The sequence below is a fragment of the Micromonospora sp. CB01531 genome, assembly GCF_001905095.1.
In the GTDB taxonomy this organism is placed as follows: domain Bacteria; phylum Actinomycetota; class Actinomycetes; order Mycobacteriales; family Micromonosporaceae; genus Micromonospora.
Genome location: NZ_LWLS01000005.1, coordinates 1 through 11,981 on the forward strand (window position 1 = coordinate 1; position 11,981 = coordinate 11,981).

12 protein-coding genes and 1 pseudogene are annotated in these 11,981 nt (G+C 66.2%); 3 read left to right on the forward strand and 10 right to left on the reverse strand.

The window, feature by feature from the left end; all coding sequences use genetic code 11:
• Positions 1-32: 32 nt before the first annotated feature.
• The 4 genes from A6A27_RS03630 to A6A27_RS44095 form a co-directional block, all read right to left on the reverse strand.
• Entirely contained in the window at positions 33-236 is a 204-nt protein-coding gene (locus tag A6A27_RS03630) for a hypothetical protein (protein WP_143193843.1), read from the reverse strand.
• Positions 237-363: 127 nt separating this feature from the next.
• Positions 364-687 (reverse strand): STAS domain-containing protein, encoded by a 324-nt coding sequence (locus A6A27_RS03635; protein ID WP_073832941.1) that lies wholly within the window; start codon positions 685-687, stop codon positions 364-366.
• Between the two features lie 8 nt (positions 688-695).
• On the reverse strand, positions 696-1,094 hold the full coding sequence (locus A6A27_RS03640; protein WP_073832950.1) for an ATP-binding protein: 399 nt from the start codon (positions 1,092-1,094) through the stop codon (positions 696-698).
• Between the two features lie 370 nt (positions 1,095-1,464).
• Complete coding sequence (locus A6A27_RS44095; RefSeq protein WP_158073935.1) at positions 1,465-1,638, reverse strand: hypothetical protein; 174 nt, start codon at positions 1,636-1,638, stop codon at positions 1,465-1,467.
• Positions 1,639-1,904: 266 nt separating this feature from the next.
• Between A6A27_RS44095 and A6A27_RS42765 the strand changes: the two genes are divergently transcribed.
• Positions 1,905-2,186 carry a hypothetical protein gene (locus A6A27_RS42765; RefSeq protein WP_143193844.1) on the forward strand — a complete coding sequence of 94 codons (282 nt, stop codon included), beginning with the start codon at positions 1,905-1,907 and terminating at the stop codon, positions 2,184-2,186.
• Positions 2,187-2,281: 95 nt separating this feature from the next.
• On the opposite strand, the gene A6A27_RS03645 is transcribed toward A6A27_RS42765, so the two are convergent.
• From A6A27_RS03645 to A6A27_RS03655, 3 genes and pseudogenes are all read right to left on the reverse strand, one after another.
• The gene (locus A6A27_RS03645; protein ID WP_073832942.1) at positions 2,282-2,737 is read right to left on the reverse strand and encodes a hypothetical protein; all 456 of its coding nucleotides are present in this window, start codon (positions 2,735-2,737) and stop codon (positions 2,282-2,284) included.
• Positions 2,738-2,825: 88 nt separating this feature from the next.
• Positions 2,826-3,158: pseudogene (locus A6A27_RS03650) on the reverse strand (DUF6933 domain-containing protein); the annotation flags it as partial.
• A gap of 139 nt (positions 3,159-3,297) precedes the next feature.
• Positions 3,298-4,191 (reverse strand): hypothetical protein, encoded by an 894-nt coding sequence (locus A6A27_RS03655; protein ID WP_073832944.1) that lies wholly within the window; start codon positions 4,189-4,191, stop codon positions 3,298-3,300.
• A 1,187-nt stretch (positions 4,192-5,378) separates the two neighbouring features.
• Between A6A27_RS03655 and A6A27_RS03665 the strand changes: the two genes are divergently transcribed.
• Positions 5,379-6,602, forward strand: coding sequence for a M4 family metallopeptidase (locus A6A27_RS03665; protein WP_073832946.1), 1,224 nt, complete (start codon positions 5,379-5,381; stop codon positions 6,600-6,602).
• 56 nt (positions 6,603-6,658) lie between these two features.
• Positions 6,659-6,967 (forward strand): protealysin inhibitor emfourin, encoded by a 309-nt coding sequence (locus A6A27_RS03670; RefSeq protein WP_073832947.1) that lies wholly within the window; start codon positions 6,659-6,661, stop codon positions 6,965-6,967.
• Between the two features lie 911 nt (positions 6,968-7,878).
• Here the strand turns inward: A6A27_RS03670 and A6A27_RS03680 are convergent.
• The 3 genes from A6A27_RS03680 to A6A27_RS03690 form a co-directional block, all read right to left on the reverse strand.
• Positions 7,879-8,973: an IS630 family transposase gene (locus A6A27_RS03680; RefSeq protein WP_241825050.1), complete on the reverse strand. Its 1,095-nt coding sequence runs from the start codon at positions 8,971-8,973 to the stop codon at positions 7,879-7,881.
• Positions 8,974-9,129: 156 nt separating this feature from the next.
• Positions 9,130-9,594 carry a hypothetical protein gene (locus tag A6A27_RS03685; protein ID WP_073832948.1) on the reverse strand — a complete coding sequence of 155 codons (465 nt, stop codon included), beginning with the start codon at positions 9,592-9,594 and terminating at the stop codon, positions 9,130-9,132.
• A gap of 61 nt (positions 9,595-9,655) precedes the next feature.
• Positions 9,656-11,863 carry a NucA/NucB deoxyribonuclease domain-containing protein gene (locus tag A6A27_RS03690; protein WP_143193847.1) on the reverse strand — a complete coding sequence of 736 codons (2,208 nt, stop codon included), beginning with the start codon at positions 11,861-11,863 and terminating at the stop codon, positions 9,656-9,658.
• Between the last annotated feature and the right edge of the window lie 118 nt (positions 11,864-11,981).

Sequence of the window (11,981 nt, forward strand, 5' to 3'; positions counted from 1 at the left end):
ACCGGCAACTGGTGAAGTTCCCGGACGCTCACTCAGAGACTCCCGCCCCCGCTGCTGCGGAGGTTGCTGCCGTCCGTCGGGTTCCGGTGGTCGTCCAGACGGCGGCGGGCCTCCGCCGACGCCGCCAGGTTACGGACCTGGTGGTCCCCGTCAGTCGCCGTTCGTCGGCTGCGGCGCCACAATGCCAGGGCCACGAGGACCAGCAGTACAACGATGAGGATGACGAGCCAGCGCATGTCCACCTCCTGGAGGTGAGATCCCTGCCGTCCAGGATGAACGGCCAGGTCAAGGGCCAGGACTGGCGATGGGGACGGCAGGTAAGTGCGGCTGAGGGGGCCGGCCGCGTCGGTCAGCGTCACCGAGCTAGTCGCCGGACTCGGGCGTGCTGAGCGTTGGCAGGATCCCGGTCATGGCCAGCACCCGCCGGACATGGCCGGTGGGATTGACCAGGGCGAGGCTGACGCCCCGGTCGGTGGCACGGCCGTGGGCGTTGACGAACGCGCTCAGCACGGTGGAGTCGATGAAACTGACCCGCGCCAGGTCGACCTGCACGCGGGGCGCGCGGGCGATCGCGGCCTGCAGGACGTCCCCCAGCGGGCTGGCTGCGGCGATGTCGAGTTCACCGAACAGCGTCACGACGACGTTCCCGTCGCGCACCGTCGTCTCCGACTGCCACGTCTGTTCCACGCCGCACCTCACCGGTTCCTGCTCGACTGTACGCCGGACAGGCGGGCGGTGACGGTGGCTGTCGTCCCGTCCGGACCGCTGTCGATAACCAGGCTGTCGGTGAGCTGCTGGGCCAGCCACAGCCCCCGGTGGCCCGGGGTTCCGGGGCGCGGCAGCGCGATCGGAACATCCTCTGTTCCGGGGCCGTCGTCGATGACCTGGCAGGCCAGGGACACGGCGTCGCGCAGCAGGCGGAGCCGTCCGCTGCCCCCACCGTGGCGCACGACATTGGTGACCAGCTCGTGCACGGCCAAGACGAAGTCCTCCAACCCGTCACCAGCGAGACCGGCCGCGCCGGCGGCCGCGGCGACGGCGTGCCGCAGCCGCGTCACCGCCACCTCACTGATCGATTCCGACAACAGAGTCATGCCCCGGACACCGTCCGGATCGCCCCCACCAGCCCCGACGTGGCCACGCCAGCTCACATGCGCACCGTACAGGTGGTGGATGTCCACCGCATGCGATGGGCCGCTTCACTGGCCTGGCCACCTTGCGTCAAACGCGCGCCCGCGCTGCAGGTGCCGCAGATACTGCCTAGTATGTTCCTCGGATGCGCCGGTGACCGGTTTGAGAGGTCGGAGTGCGCGACCACCATCCGGAGCGGGTATGCCCCTCGACCCCCGGGGTTTCCCGCGTAGGGCACAGGGAGGCCCCGTTCACCCAGAACGGGGCCTCCCACTCGATGAGCAGCCGTCGGCATTCGCCCACCCGGGCGGCTCGGGTCGAGTAGACAGTTGGCTATTGGCGTTGCTGATGGCGTCGGATCTGCTCCTCGAGCACTGCAAGGCGCGCATAAATATCGGCCAGGTGCGCTGCCGCATGCTTAGCGCGAACGTGCAGGTCTGCCAGATCCCGGCTGAGTTGGTCTTCGGCGTGATCCGCGACAGGCGCGGGAACCTCCGCGGTGGTCATCCCTGATCTCCCCACGCTTGAGCAACCCGCAGAGGGGCAGCGAGTTGCGCAGACCGTACCCGGCTCGCTGAGCAGGGAAACCATCGGCACCGCGTCGATAGACCAGGTCGATCCCGGACGCCAATGCCTTCGCGACCGGAGGCCGGACGGGGCCTCTCGAGCCGACCGGGTCACCACCCGCCAGTGCGGAGACCATCGCTGGTACCGCACCACGCCTTCTGACCGCGCCGCACCTGCTCGAACATATGTTCGGCTAGCCTGCGAGCGTGGAGTGGCGAACGCGCTGGCACATCACGATCCGCTGGGACCGGGCCGAGAACTCGCCCAGCGGGGTGAGCGTGGTCGAGCGCGTCGTCGACTCCACCGCCGAGCTGCGCCGTCTGGTCGATCGGGCCCGCGCCGGCCCGCAGGTGGTCGCCATCCCGCACCGGCGGGTCCGAGAGCCGGATTCGACCCGCCCGGGACCAGCTCGATCCGGGTGTCGGGGCGGGCCCGGGCGAACTCCTGCTCCCCAGAGCCCGCCCTCGCTGGTCCGCTTAGCGGACTAGCCGCGCCCCGGAAACTATCTAATCCGATGCCCCGTTATGCACTTTGTGCAGTTCCCTTGGGTACTTTCGCGCGCCGCGCTGGTCCGCTCAGCGGACTAGCCCGGCAGCCGCGGTCGGCCGTCGCCGCCGCCGAGGTGCCCGATGACGCCGCCGCCGCGCTGCCGCTGCACCTGGATGGCGCACACCATGCACAGCACCGCCGCGCCGTCGCCGAGCACCACCCGCGCCTGCCGCTGACGCGGCCCGATCCACACGTCCGTCCCGCACTTCTCGCACGTCGCCAGCGCGTGCTCGACGGTCGGCGCGTACGCCCGGCCGCAGTCGTGACCCGCGGTGTCGGGCTGCGCCCGGCACCACATGCGCTTGCGGCCGGTGGCCAAGCACTCGGCCACATCGCAGCCGTCGGCGTGCTCTTCGCCGATCGCCACATCGCATGCCGGGCAGGTGCCGCGCAGCAGCTCCGGCTCCTCAATGGTGTCGGTCGGGCCTGCGCCGGCGGCGCGCACCAGCTCGGTACGCGCCGCCGGCTGACCCGTTGAGGTCAGGCTCACTCGTCGCCCTTCGCGTCGGGCTCGCCCGCGTCTAGGTCGGCGCCCGGGCACGGATCCGTCTCGGCCTGCGCCTGCGACTCGGCGTCGCCGGCTGCGCGGACTTGGGCACCTTCGTCAGCAGGTTCCGCAGGTAATGGGTCCGGCACCGTTTGGCGGCGTTGCGCCAGGTGTCTGCGAGGAAGACGAACTCGTTCATGATGCCTACGACGCTGCGGTTGGCCGTCGGCGCGATCCGCCACTGGCGCATCTGGTCGACCTCGGCCAGGATGACGAGGTCGGGCACGTTGTGGGCGGCGAGCACGTCGCCGACCTGGTCGGCGACCCGGGCCGGCATGGTGGCGGCCGGCGCGAGAGGCATGAGCGCCGGCAGCAGCGTGCGCTCGTTGACTAGCAGCGCGACCTGCGGTCGCCACGGAAGCAGGGTTGGCTTCGGCGCTCACTTATGAGGTGCGGTTCCGGCAGGCGACCGCGGCTCACCCCGGCATCCCACCCCTATCACATCGATCATGGGGCCAGCGGGTCGTGAAGACTTCCCTGCGCTGCCCCATGGCCGACAGGGGTCAGTGCACGATGACAGGTGGACCGGCCACGACGGTCACCAGTGGCACGCTGCCGCTCACAGTGCCGAGAAAACTGGTCCCGTCGACGTTGGTACCCGCGTGCCAGAGGTAGAGCCAGATTTCGTAGTTGGCGCCCGGGCTCATGGTGAATTCGAGGGGGAAGATGCGAGCGGGAGGGAAGGGTCCGGCACTCATTCCGGCGACGTCGGCCATCGCCAACTCTACGTTTTCGCTGGCAAAGGGAAGGATGCCAATCCGGTTCCAGAGCGTCGCCGTAATGTCCTTAATCTTGTTCCGGTTTTCATAGACGATGACGCCGACACCGCCTTTCGTACGCAATTGCGGCAGGGGCTGAAAGCTAGTGAACGAGTGTTTGTAGGTACCACCTGGGATGATCGTCGCGCTGACCGACTGACTGGAGCTCAGAAAGAAGCTGAATCCGGAGCCGGAAAATCCCGAGCTGCCGATGATCCCCATCTTTCCATCGAGCTTCGAGAATGGAAAACCGGTGCCCGTCTGCCAGCTGTTGTCGTACGGTGCTGGGACGATCTGCGTTCCAGGGCTCACGGTCAGCGAAATTGGCGTGAGTTCCGTGCTGAACTGGTCGACGAGGCTGTCGAACATGGCGTTCCGGTGGGCTTCCACCGTTGCCACGTCGCCGGCCGTCTGTGTTCCGGCCCCACCGTCGAAGCGGTACTGGCCATCCGTCCGCATCTCGGCCAGTTCGGCCTCGCCGAACTCGGCGAGAGAACGTTGCAAGTCGTTGAGGGACGACTGCTGGATGACGTCCGGGGAGGTTACCCGGCTGATCAAGCGAACCCGCCTGGCGGTGGTTACTTCGGTCACGACGATCACCAGTTCCTGTTCGGCAACGACTGGGATGAAAGAGGACATGAGAAACGATTCCGGGGACCACCGCGGTGCCCATCGATTCCGCACCGGCATCACGTGCCACATGTCAAGCCGATCCTATGAACTTCCCACGGAATCCCCGGACTGACTCTTCACCCCTCTACGGATGCTGAAAATCCGCCCCTTCGGTCCGACGCCATGCGTTAGCGCCGTTCCCGTTCTCCGACTGCTCGAGCCTCGTCGAGACCGGCGGCCGCTAGTGGCGATTCGTTGTCACGGATCTTGCCCCTCCTCGGTGGGTCCATCCCCCACCATGACCTGAAGATGGGGAGCGTTCACAGCCGACAAGCCCGTGACGCCAACCGCCGGCTGCTGGACACTATCCGTGCCGGCCAGAGCTGCGTCCTTGCGAGCCCAGTCATCGAACGGGTCGCACAACCCACCCTCACCGAGGATGGCAGGAGGGCCCGCGGGTCCCGGTCGCCGATCAGTGGCCCAGTGCGGACCTGGCGCTCGAGGTGCCCGGCCGCCGCTGACACGGGTTCGGGCCCGTAGGTTGGCTGGCAGCCGGCTGGCGATCTCGCTCGGCGAGGATCTTCTCCGCCTGATGCAGACCCGAGCGGACGATCTTCTCCACCCGGAGGTCGTACCGGAGCCCGGTGCGTGGCCACCACGCTGGTGGCCACCGGGTTGCTTGGCGCCGCGCGTCCAGAGTTGACCCAGCCGGTTGCGTAGGCAGCTCCCGCATGCCTTCCTGACGAACCGGCGTCCAGACCCAGGTCATCAGACGGGCGTCGGCAGCGATCAAGACAGCCGCGGTGGTGTGGTCCACCATCCCGACGAGGGATAAGTGGCGATTTTGGGCCGGTGAGCTGATCGTGTTCGGACTCCGACATCGGAATCCCCGCCGTAAGGAGTTGGTCGGCCACCAGTTTCCCCGCGTTCGCGCCGCCCATGTGGGTGAGGAAGGAGCCTGCGCGCTCTTCAAGATCGCGGATCTCCCACCACACTTGGAGCTGAACAACGATCACCGATACTCAAGGATTCGCAATTGTGCACGAGGCCGTTTGGCACCCCGCCCTCCGCTGCAATCCATCGGCGAGCGCCAGTTCGATGCCATGCTCATGGCCGCCCCGGCTCAGCGGAGCGGGCCTTGTGCCCCTGAAGTACGGAAATCATGGACCTGCCCGGGTAGGCTAACCTCGACCCGACCAATTCCGAGGTGTTCCATGACTACAGCGCGCCGTTGCCTGAACTGCGTTACTCCTCCCTATATCCTGAAAAAGCTCCTCGAGAGCGGGGAAGAAGATATCCGCCAGGCCGCCCTGAATACACTTGTAAGCACGGCCCAACTGCGCGGAGGGCGAGCCGTCCGCGCAAGTTTCGCTGGCGCCGCCGCGGCCCCCGTCAACGGCCGCCGAACGATTTTTGACTGCCACAACAGCACTTCACTTCAGCTCGCCGCGTTGGTCAGGTCGGAGTCTGATCCGCCCGTCGCCGATGCGTCTGCCAACCGAGCTTTTGACGGGCTCGGCGCGACCCGCGACTTTTATAAAAAGGTGTTCGACCGCAATTCGATTGATAATCGCGGAATGCGCCTGCAAGGATACGTCCACTTCGGAACGCGCTACAACAACGCATTCTGGGACGGACAAGAGATGGTGTTCGGCGATGGAGATGGACGCATCTTCACAGATTTCACCGGATCCCTCGATGTGATGGCCCATGAGTTGGCGCACGGAGTCACCGAACACACGGCCGGGCTGGAGTATCACAATCAATCCGGGGCACTGAACGAGTCGCTATCGGACGTTTTTGGGGCGATGGTTAAGCAGTGGACGTTGCACCAAACGGCAGCCGAGGCGGATTGGCTGATCGGGGCGGAGGTATTCACGCCAGGCATCAAGGCGGACGCGTTACGGTCGATGAAGGCGCCGGGAACGGCGTTCGACAACGAGCTGTTCGGCAAGGATCCGCAGCCCGCCCACATGAGCCACTACGTCAGGCTGCCGGACACAGAACAGGGTGACTTCGGCGGGGTGCATATCAACTCTGGCATCCCGAACAGGGCTTTTTACCTGACAGCAGTGGGTATCGGCGGGTATGCGTGGGATGCACCCGGGCACATCTGGTACGAGTCCCTTAAAGCGTCCAGCGCTCAGACCCAGTTCCAGGAATTCGCCGACACCACCTATTTGAAGGCGGGACAGCTGCACGGAGCTGGCAGCGCCGAGCAGCAGGCGGTGCTGGCAGCGTGGAGCGAGGTCGGCATACGAGTCAGCGGCGCGCCGGGCGGCGCGGAAGCCCTGTGGGAACGCGTCCCGGCCGGTAGGGGAGACGGCCTGGTTCACGATGGGACAACAATCCCGGCCCTCAAACGGCAGATCGAGGCCCTTTCCGCTCAGGTGAATGCGCTGGCCGAGGGCGTCAGTGTGTTGACGCCGAAGCCGTGACCACCTGCGCGCCAATCCTGGGATTTTGAGACGATCCGGACTGCTCGGAGCGTGGGATGAAAGTGACGCTGGCGACCCATGGCGGGCAGGCGGCCGCGATCAACCTGCGCCTCCCGCCCCGAGTCGTGGACGCCGAGGCTCTGCCAGAGCAGGCAGCGCGAGAGCTAGCCGAGCTGGTGGAAGCGGCGAAGACCGCTCCGGCTGCCAAGGAACGGAGACCCGGACAGGCCCGGGACGCGATGAGCTACACGATTACGGTGGAGGACGTCGGCTGGTCGGCTGTCCTTAACCAGTCGGACACGACCATGTCGCCGGCGTTCGCCGCCCTGCTCACATGGCTCCAACGACGCCTAGCGATGGAATGACGTGAGACGGTGGGTGATCTCGGGACTGCCCCGGGTTTGGTTGACTCGCGGGGTTGGGTGGTTCAAGCCGCGTGTGCGGGCCTGTTGATTGTCTCAAAGGTCGTCGACGCCAACACTCCCGCCGAGTTGGATCTGCACCTGGTGCTGGACAACTACGCCACCCACAAGACCCCGGCGGTGTAACGCTGGCTGGCCGCGCATTCCCCAGACCACGACCTCGACGCCGCGATCACGGTGGGCGCTCGCCCAAGGCTTCACCGTCGAGCACACCCGCACCACCCACCTCACCCCATGACCCGGGCCGGCCCGGCCGGGCCACGCCGGCCGGGCCCGCCCCATCGCCGTCGGTGTCTATTAGCGAGTCGGCACCCAGAACCGCAAGTTGTCAGGAGCCCTTCAGAGGCTTTACAAAAATCCAGCAATGAACGTTGGCAGAAGGCCTGGGTGATTGAAGGATGCCGCCGGGACGGCTCGCCCGAGTGCCGTTGCATTGCGCGGTGGCACGTTCTCCCTGGGCGATGGTGGTTTCGATCTTGTTCGAGCAACTGCCTGTGCCTTCGCAGCTCCTGTCTTCGTGTCTGAGCGGCTTCTCCTCGAAGAATTTGAAGACCCGCAGACGGGAGTTGTTCGTCACCGTGCGGTCGCTGGGATGATGGGCGGTCAATGAAAGGGCAGTGACACTGCAACGCGGGTCGTAACATTCGGCGAGCGCCGGACCAGAGCCCGGGGTGCAGCCAGCTATGTAGGCCCGAGGCGCAAACTGAATCCGTGGGTCTTCTAGCGGCTTGCCGATCCTGTTCTCGACCCTGCAGTAAATCGTCGTGCTCCATTGGTCGGGCCAATCGATGAAGAATTTGGCCTGAGGATCGTCGCCGGGATCAGCGGATGCGGGCTGGCCGCCTAGTGCCCCGTCATGCAGCCTTGAACGGGTAATCCGGGTGGCGGATCTTGGAGTTGATCGCGAATCCGGATTTCGGGCGTGCTCGCTGGTTGCGCCAGCGGATGTAGTCACCGATGGCAGCATCCTGCTCGGCGTGGCTGCGGTGGTCGGTGCCGTTGAGAGCGAAGTAGCGGACCGCGGCGAACTCGGCCTCGATCCAGTTCAGCCACGACGCGTAGGTTGGCAGGAACACCAGCTCCACCTGATTGGCGGCGCACCAGGCGCGAACCTCGGGATGCTTGTGCGGGGAGAAGTTGTCCACGATCAGGTAGAGGCGCTGGTCGGGCCAGCGGCGGCGCAGGGTCTTGAGAAAGCCGAGGAACTCGCGCCAGCGCTTGCGGTCACGGATGCGGTAGTGCAGCGTCCCGGTGGCCAAGTCGAGGGCGGCGATCATGTGCCGTACCCCCTGGTCACGGGTGTAGGTGGCCCGTAGCCGCACCGGCTGGCCCTGCGGGCGCCAGGCCCGGCCGGGGCGGGGTTGCAGGTTCAGCGGCCCGAACTCGTCCACGCACAGCACCCGCCCGTCCGCCGGCGGCTGGTCGTAGAGGTCCAGGATCCGGCGCATCTTGGCCGCGAAGTCGGGGTCGTTGCTGGCCTTCCACGTCTTGGTGGCCTGCCAGGAGACCCCACGCTCGCGCAGGACCCGCCGGATCGTCTCCACGCTGATGGTGCTCACGTAGCCGGCCTCGATCAGGTAGTCGCGCAGCTTGACCAGGGACCAGCAGGAGAACGGTTTGCCGAGGAAACGGGGGTCGCACCGGGCGATGACGCAGATCCAGTCGCGGGCCTGCTCATCGATCCGTCTCGGTGCGCCCCCGCTCCATTTTGGGTCCAGCGCGTCGAACCCCCGCTCGTTGAACGCGTGGATCACGTCGCGGACGTAGTCCTCGGCGAGGACAGCCTGCCGGTCGGCCTGCGGACTGTCGACGGTCATGCCCTTACCCTCGCGAACTTGGCGGTCCTTCAGTTCGGCCACGATCGCGGAGCGCTGCTCGTACATCATCTCGTAGCGGACGAGGTGCGGCGCCAAATCGGCGTACTGAAGCCTGGTCAGGAAGTTGCCCACCGGATCCGTCGACTCAGCGCTCGTGCCGCCAGGGTAAGCGCGTCCAGCGAGACAGAGCGCCCGGAAATCCCCGCTCGCTGCTCGCTCTGCACCATGTGATCGTGTCCCGGGGCGCTGGATCTCTAGTCCGTTGAGCGGACCGGCGTGCAGGGCTGGTCAGTTGCCGGCAGCCCAGAAGCGGACCCGGAATCGTTCGGCATCCATGATGGGGATGGGGTGGCCCGGTTGGGCTTCGATCCGGCGCAGTTCGGCGCGGCCGGTGACACTCACCTGGGCGTGGTAGCGGCCCGGCGGCCCAAGGGTCAGGATCGGGCTGGCTTGGAACTCCAACATGCCGGAGACGTGTACCGTGCCGTCGCTCAGTGCCAGGGTCACCTGCTGCTGAGCGTCCACGTCCTGGCCATCGTCGGGTGGGGCGGCGGCCCACGACTCGAGCACGACGCGGGCCCGGTGATAGGAATCCGACGCGCTCATCAGGTACAGGATGTCATCGCCGGCGGAGCAGAGCGGCACCTCGCCGGAGTAGGGGTCGTCCAGAAAATCGGCGGCCGCACCGGCCACGATGATGAAGCCGTGCTCTGGCGGTAGCAGGGCCTCGACGCTGCCCAGTGGTTCAGTCATCGCCCCTCGTAGTGGTTGCGGGGCCGGACGAACGCCCGGCCCCGCAATCATAGGTGTCTCGTCAGTTGTGGATCTGGACCGAGCCGGACGTCATGGTCGTCAGGCTGGACTCGTCAAGGTCGTAGTTGCTCGGATAGTTGTCGTAGATGATCTGGTCGTTGGGGATGGTGTTGCCGCCGAGCCGCCAGACGACGAGGCGAAGGCCGTCGGGGTCGTCTTCACCGTAGAAGAGGAACCCGAAACCGGCCTGACCGCCGACAGTGCCGACGCCCTTGGCCGCCAACTTTCCGGAGGGCGCGACGACGAGCCATTCGAGCCCGGTGGACTGCAGCCTCATTTCACCGCCTTCGAGGTCGGCGGCGATGCGGCCATTGCCGGGCACGGGGCCGTTTTCGCCCGGCAAATACTTGACGGTGGCCTGCACGTGTAGTTTGCCGATGTGCTCGGGGTTCGCCGGGAACGCCCCGGCGGGTGAGGTGATGACGCCGCCCTCGGTGATGAACCCGCCCTTCGGGTCGTACACGATGACCATGACCTCCGCCGTGCCGGTGCCACCGTCGTCGTCGGTCACCGCCACCTCGATGGTGTACATGCCGGCGCTGGTAAACGTGTGCGTCTGGTTGCAGACGCGGTCAGTGGGGACGGACTGGGTGGTGGTGGAGTCGTCCCAGGACACCTCGCAGGTGTGGGTGTCGTTGGCGGCGTCGGTAAACGGCGCGGTGACCTGTACCGGGGTGCCCACGCGGAACACCTGCCAGGGTGTGGGGCTGGTGATGCTCACCTGCGGCGGGACGTTGTGGACGGTGACCTGGGTGGAACGCGATACCGGCGCATGTGTCCCGTCGTCGACGGTCAGGGTGGCCTGGTAGACCCCGTCGTCGTTGCACGTGATCTTCGGCTGGAGGATGTGCGGGTTGTCGAAGGAGCAGGTGGCGCCCGGGTCGTTGGCGTCCGTTCCCTCGACGGTCCAGGCGATGCTGGGCGTCCCGGCGGTGTTCTTCATCGTGGCGTACAGCTGGATGGGTTGCCCCTCAGCACCCTCGACCTTGGAGGCGACGCTGATGTCCGGCCCGTCGGCCGTGCCGGCGTCGCGGGGCACGATCTGCACCCAGAAATAGTCGTTTTCGCCATAGAGGATCCGGTCATCCCGGTAGAAGTTTGGGAGTTGGGAACCGGCGGAACGGTTTTGGGTCGCGGACACGGCGCGCACCGAGAAGTCCACCGGCATAAGGCGGAAACGGCGGGCGGCGGTGCCTTGGAGGGTGCTGGCGAAGGGATACTCGTCGCAGTCCTGACCGTCGGTTGGCCGTTCCTCGGGCGGGATCCCGGTATCCGTGTAGGGCCACTCTCCCTGGCACGCCCGGTCCTTCTCCGCCCTGTTCTCCTGCCACTCCGGGCCTTGGTACCGTACTCGTTGCAGATAGTTGGTCTGAGTGGCGGCGTCGTAGTTGCCAGGTATGTTCTTGTATCCGTCGAGTCGGTATGGCCTGGTCTCGTTCGGGTTTTTGAAGGCGTCCTGGATGTGCTGGGCGACCTCCTTGACCGGGCTGTCGGAGCCGTCAGCGTTGAGCACGGGATAAATCAGGTGCGGCAGGACGTCGTGGAAGATGCACGCCGCCGTCCTGTTGTCGAAGTAGTCGGCCGAGTCGCACCGGACGTAGTAGTCCAGCGGCTCCCCCACCCCGTTATCTTCACGGACGTAGTTCGGTAGGAGGTTTTTGAACTGGTACTGGATGGCGAACGGGTGGAAGCGAATCTTGTCGGACTCATCCGGATCGGCGTCCGAGGAGAGCACGAACTGCGTCCAGGTGCCGGTCGCCGCGTGGCCCAGCCACTCGCCCAGGGTTCGCCGATGGTCATCGCTCGCGCTGCAGCCAGGAGTGTCGTGGTAGCAGTCGATGCCGAAGGACAGGCTGTCGGCGGCCGTCAAGGAGCCGAAAAACACCACGCTCATGGGCCTGAGGAAGAAGTGGAGGTCCCGCACCCCGTCGTCGCGGCCGTAGCCGATGACGACGAAATTCATCGCCATGAACCCCGGGCGCTTCGGGTCGATGTTCACCGCGTCGATCCTGTAGGTGCCGCACCATTGCATGCGGTTCTTGATGTAGCCCATACGGTCGGCCGCCGCGGCGGGGCTGGTCTGGCACTCCTCCGCGAACTCGTTGTCCGGTGCCGCGGGAGGATGCATCACTTCCCGTAGGATCCCGACGTCACCTTCGCCTTCGCCCTCGGGCGCCGCATCGAGAGCGTTGCTCTGCTCATCACGCACCGCTTGCGCCACGTTGAAACCGATGCCCTGCTTGGACGCAAGGGCACGTTCGAGGGCGAAGTCCCGCAGTTGCGCCTCTGAGGCGTTAGCCTCGGCCCTTCGTTAAGGGCTGTCCAAG

Bases quoted from the DNA above. Each gene is read 5' to 3' on its own strand.
- A6A27_RS03670 (WP_073832947.1), top strand. From the start codon at position 6,659: ATGAAAGTGACGCTGGCGACCCATGGCGGGCAGGCGGCCGCGATCAAC.
- A6A27_RS03655 (WP_073832944.1), bottom strand. From the start codon at position 4,191: ATGTCCTCTTTCATCCCAGTCGTTGCCGAACAGGAACTGGTGATCGTC.
- A6A27_RS03630 (WP_143193843.1), bottom strand. From the start codon at position 236: ATGCGCTGGCTCGTCATCCTCATCGTTGTACTGCTGGTCCTCGTGGCC.
- A6A27_RS03665 (WP_073832946.1), top strand. From the start codon at position 5,379: ATGACTACAGCGCGCCGTTGCCTGAACTGCGTTACTCCTCCCTATATC.
- A6A27_RS03640 (WP_073832950.1), bottom strand. From the start codon at position 1,094: ATGACTCTGTTGTCGGAATCGATCAGTGAGGTGGCGGTGACGCGGCTG.
- A6A27_RS44095 (WP_158073935.1), bottom strand. From the start codon at position 1,638: ATGACCACCGCGGAGGTTCCCGCGCCTGTCGCGGATCACGCCGAAGAC.
- A6A27_RS03685 (WP_073832948.1), bottom strand. From the start codon at position 9,594: ATGACTGAACCACTGGGCAGCGTCGAGGCCCTGCTACCGCCAGAGCAC.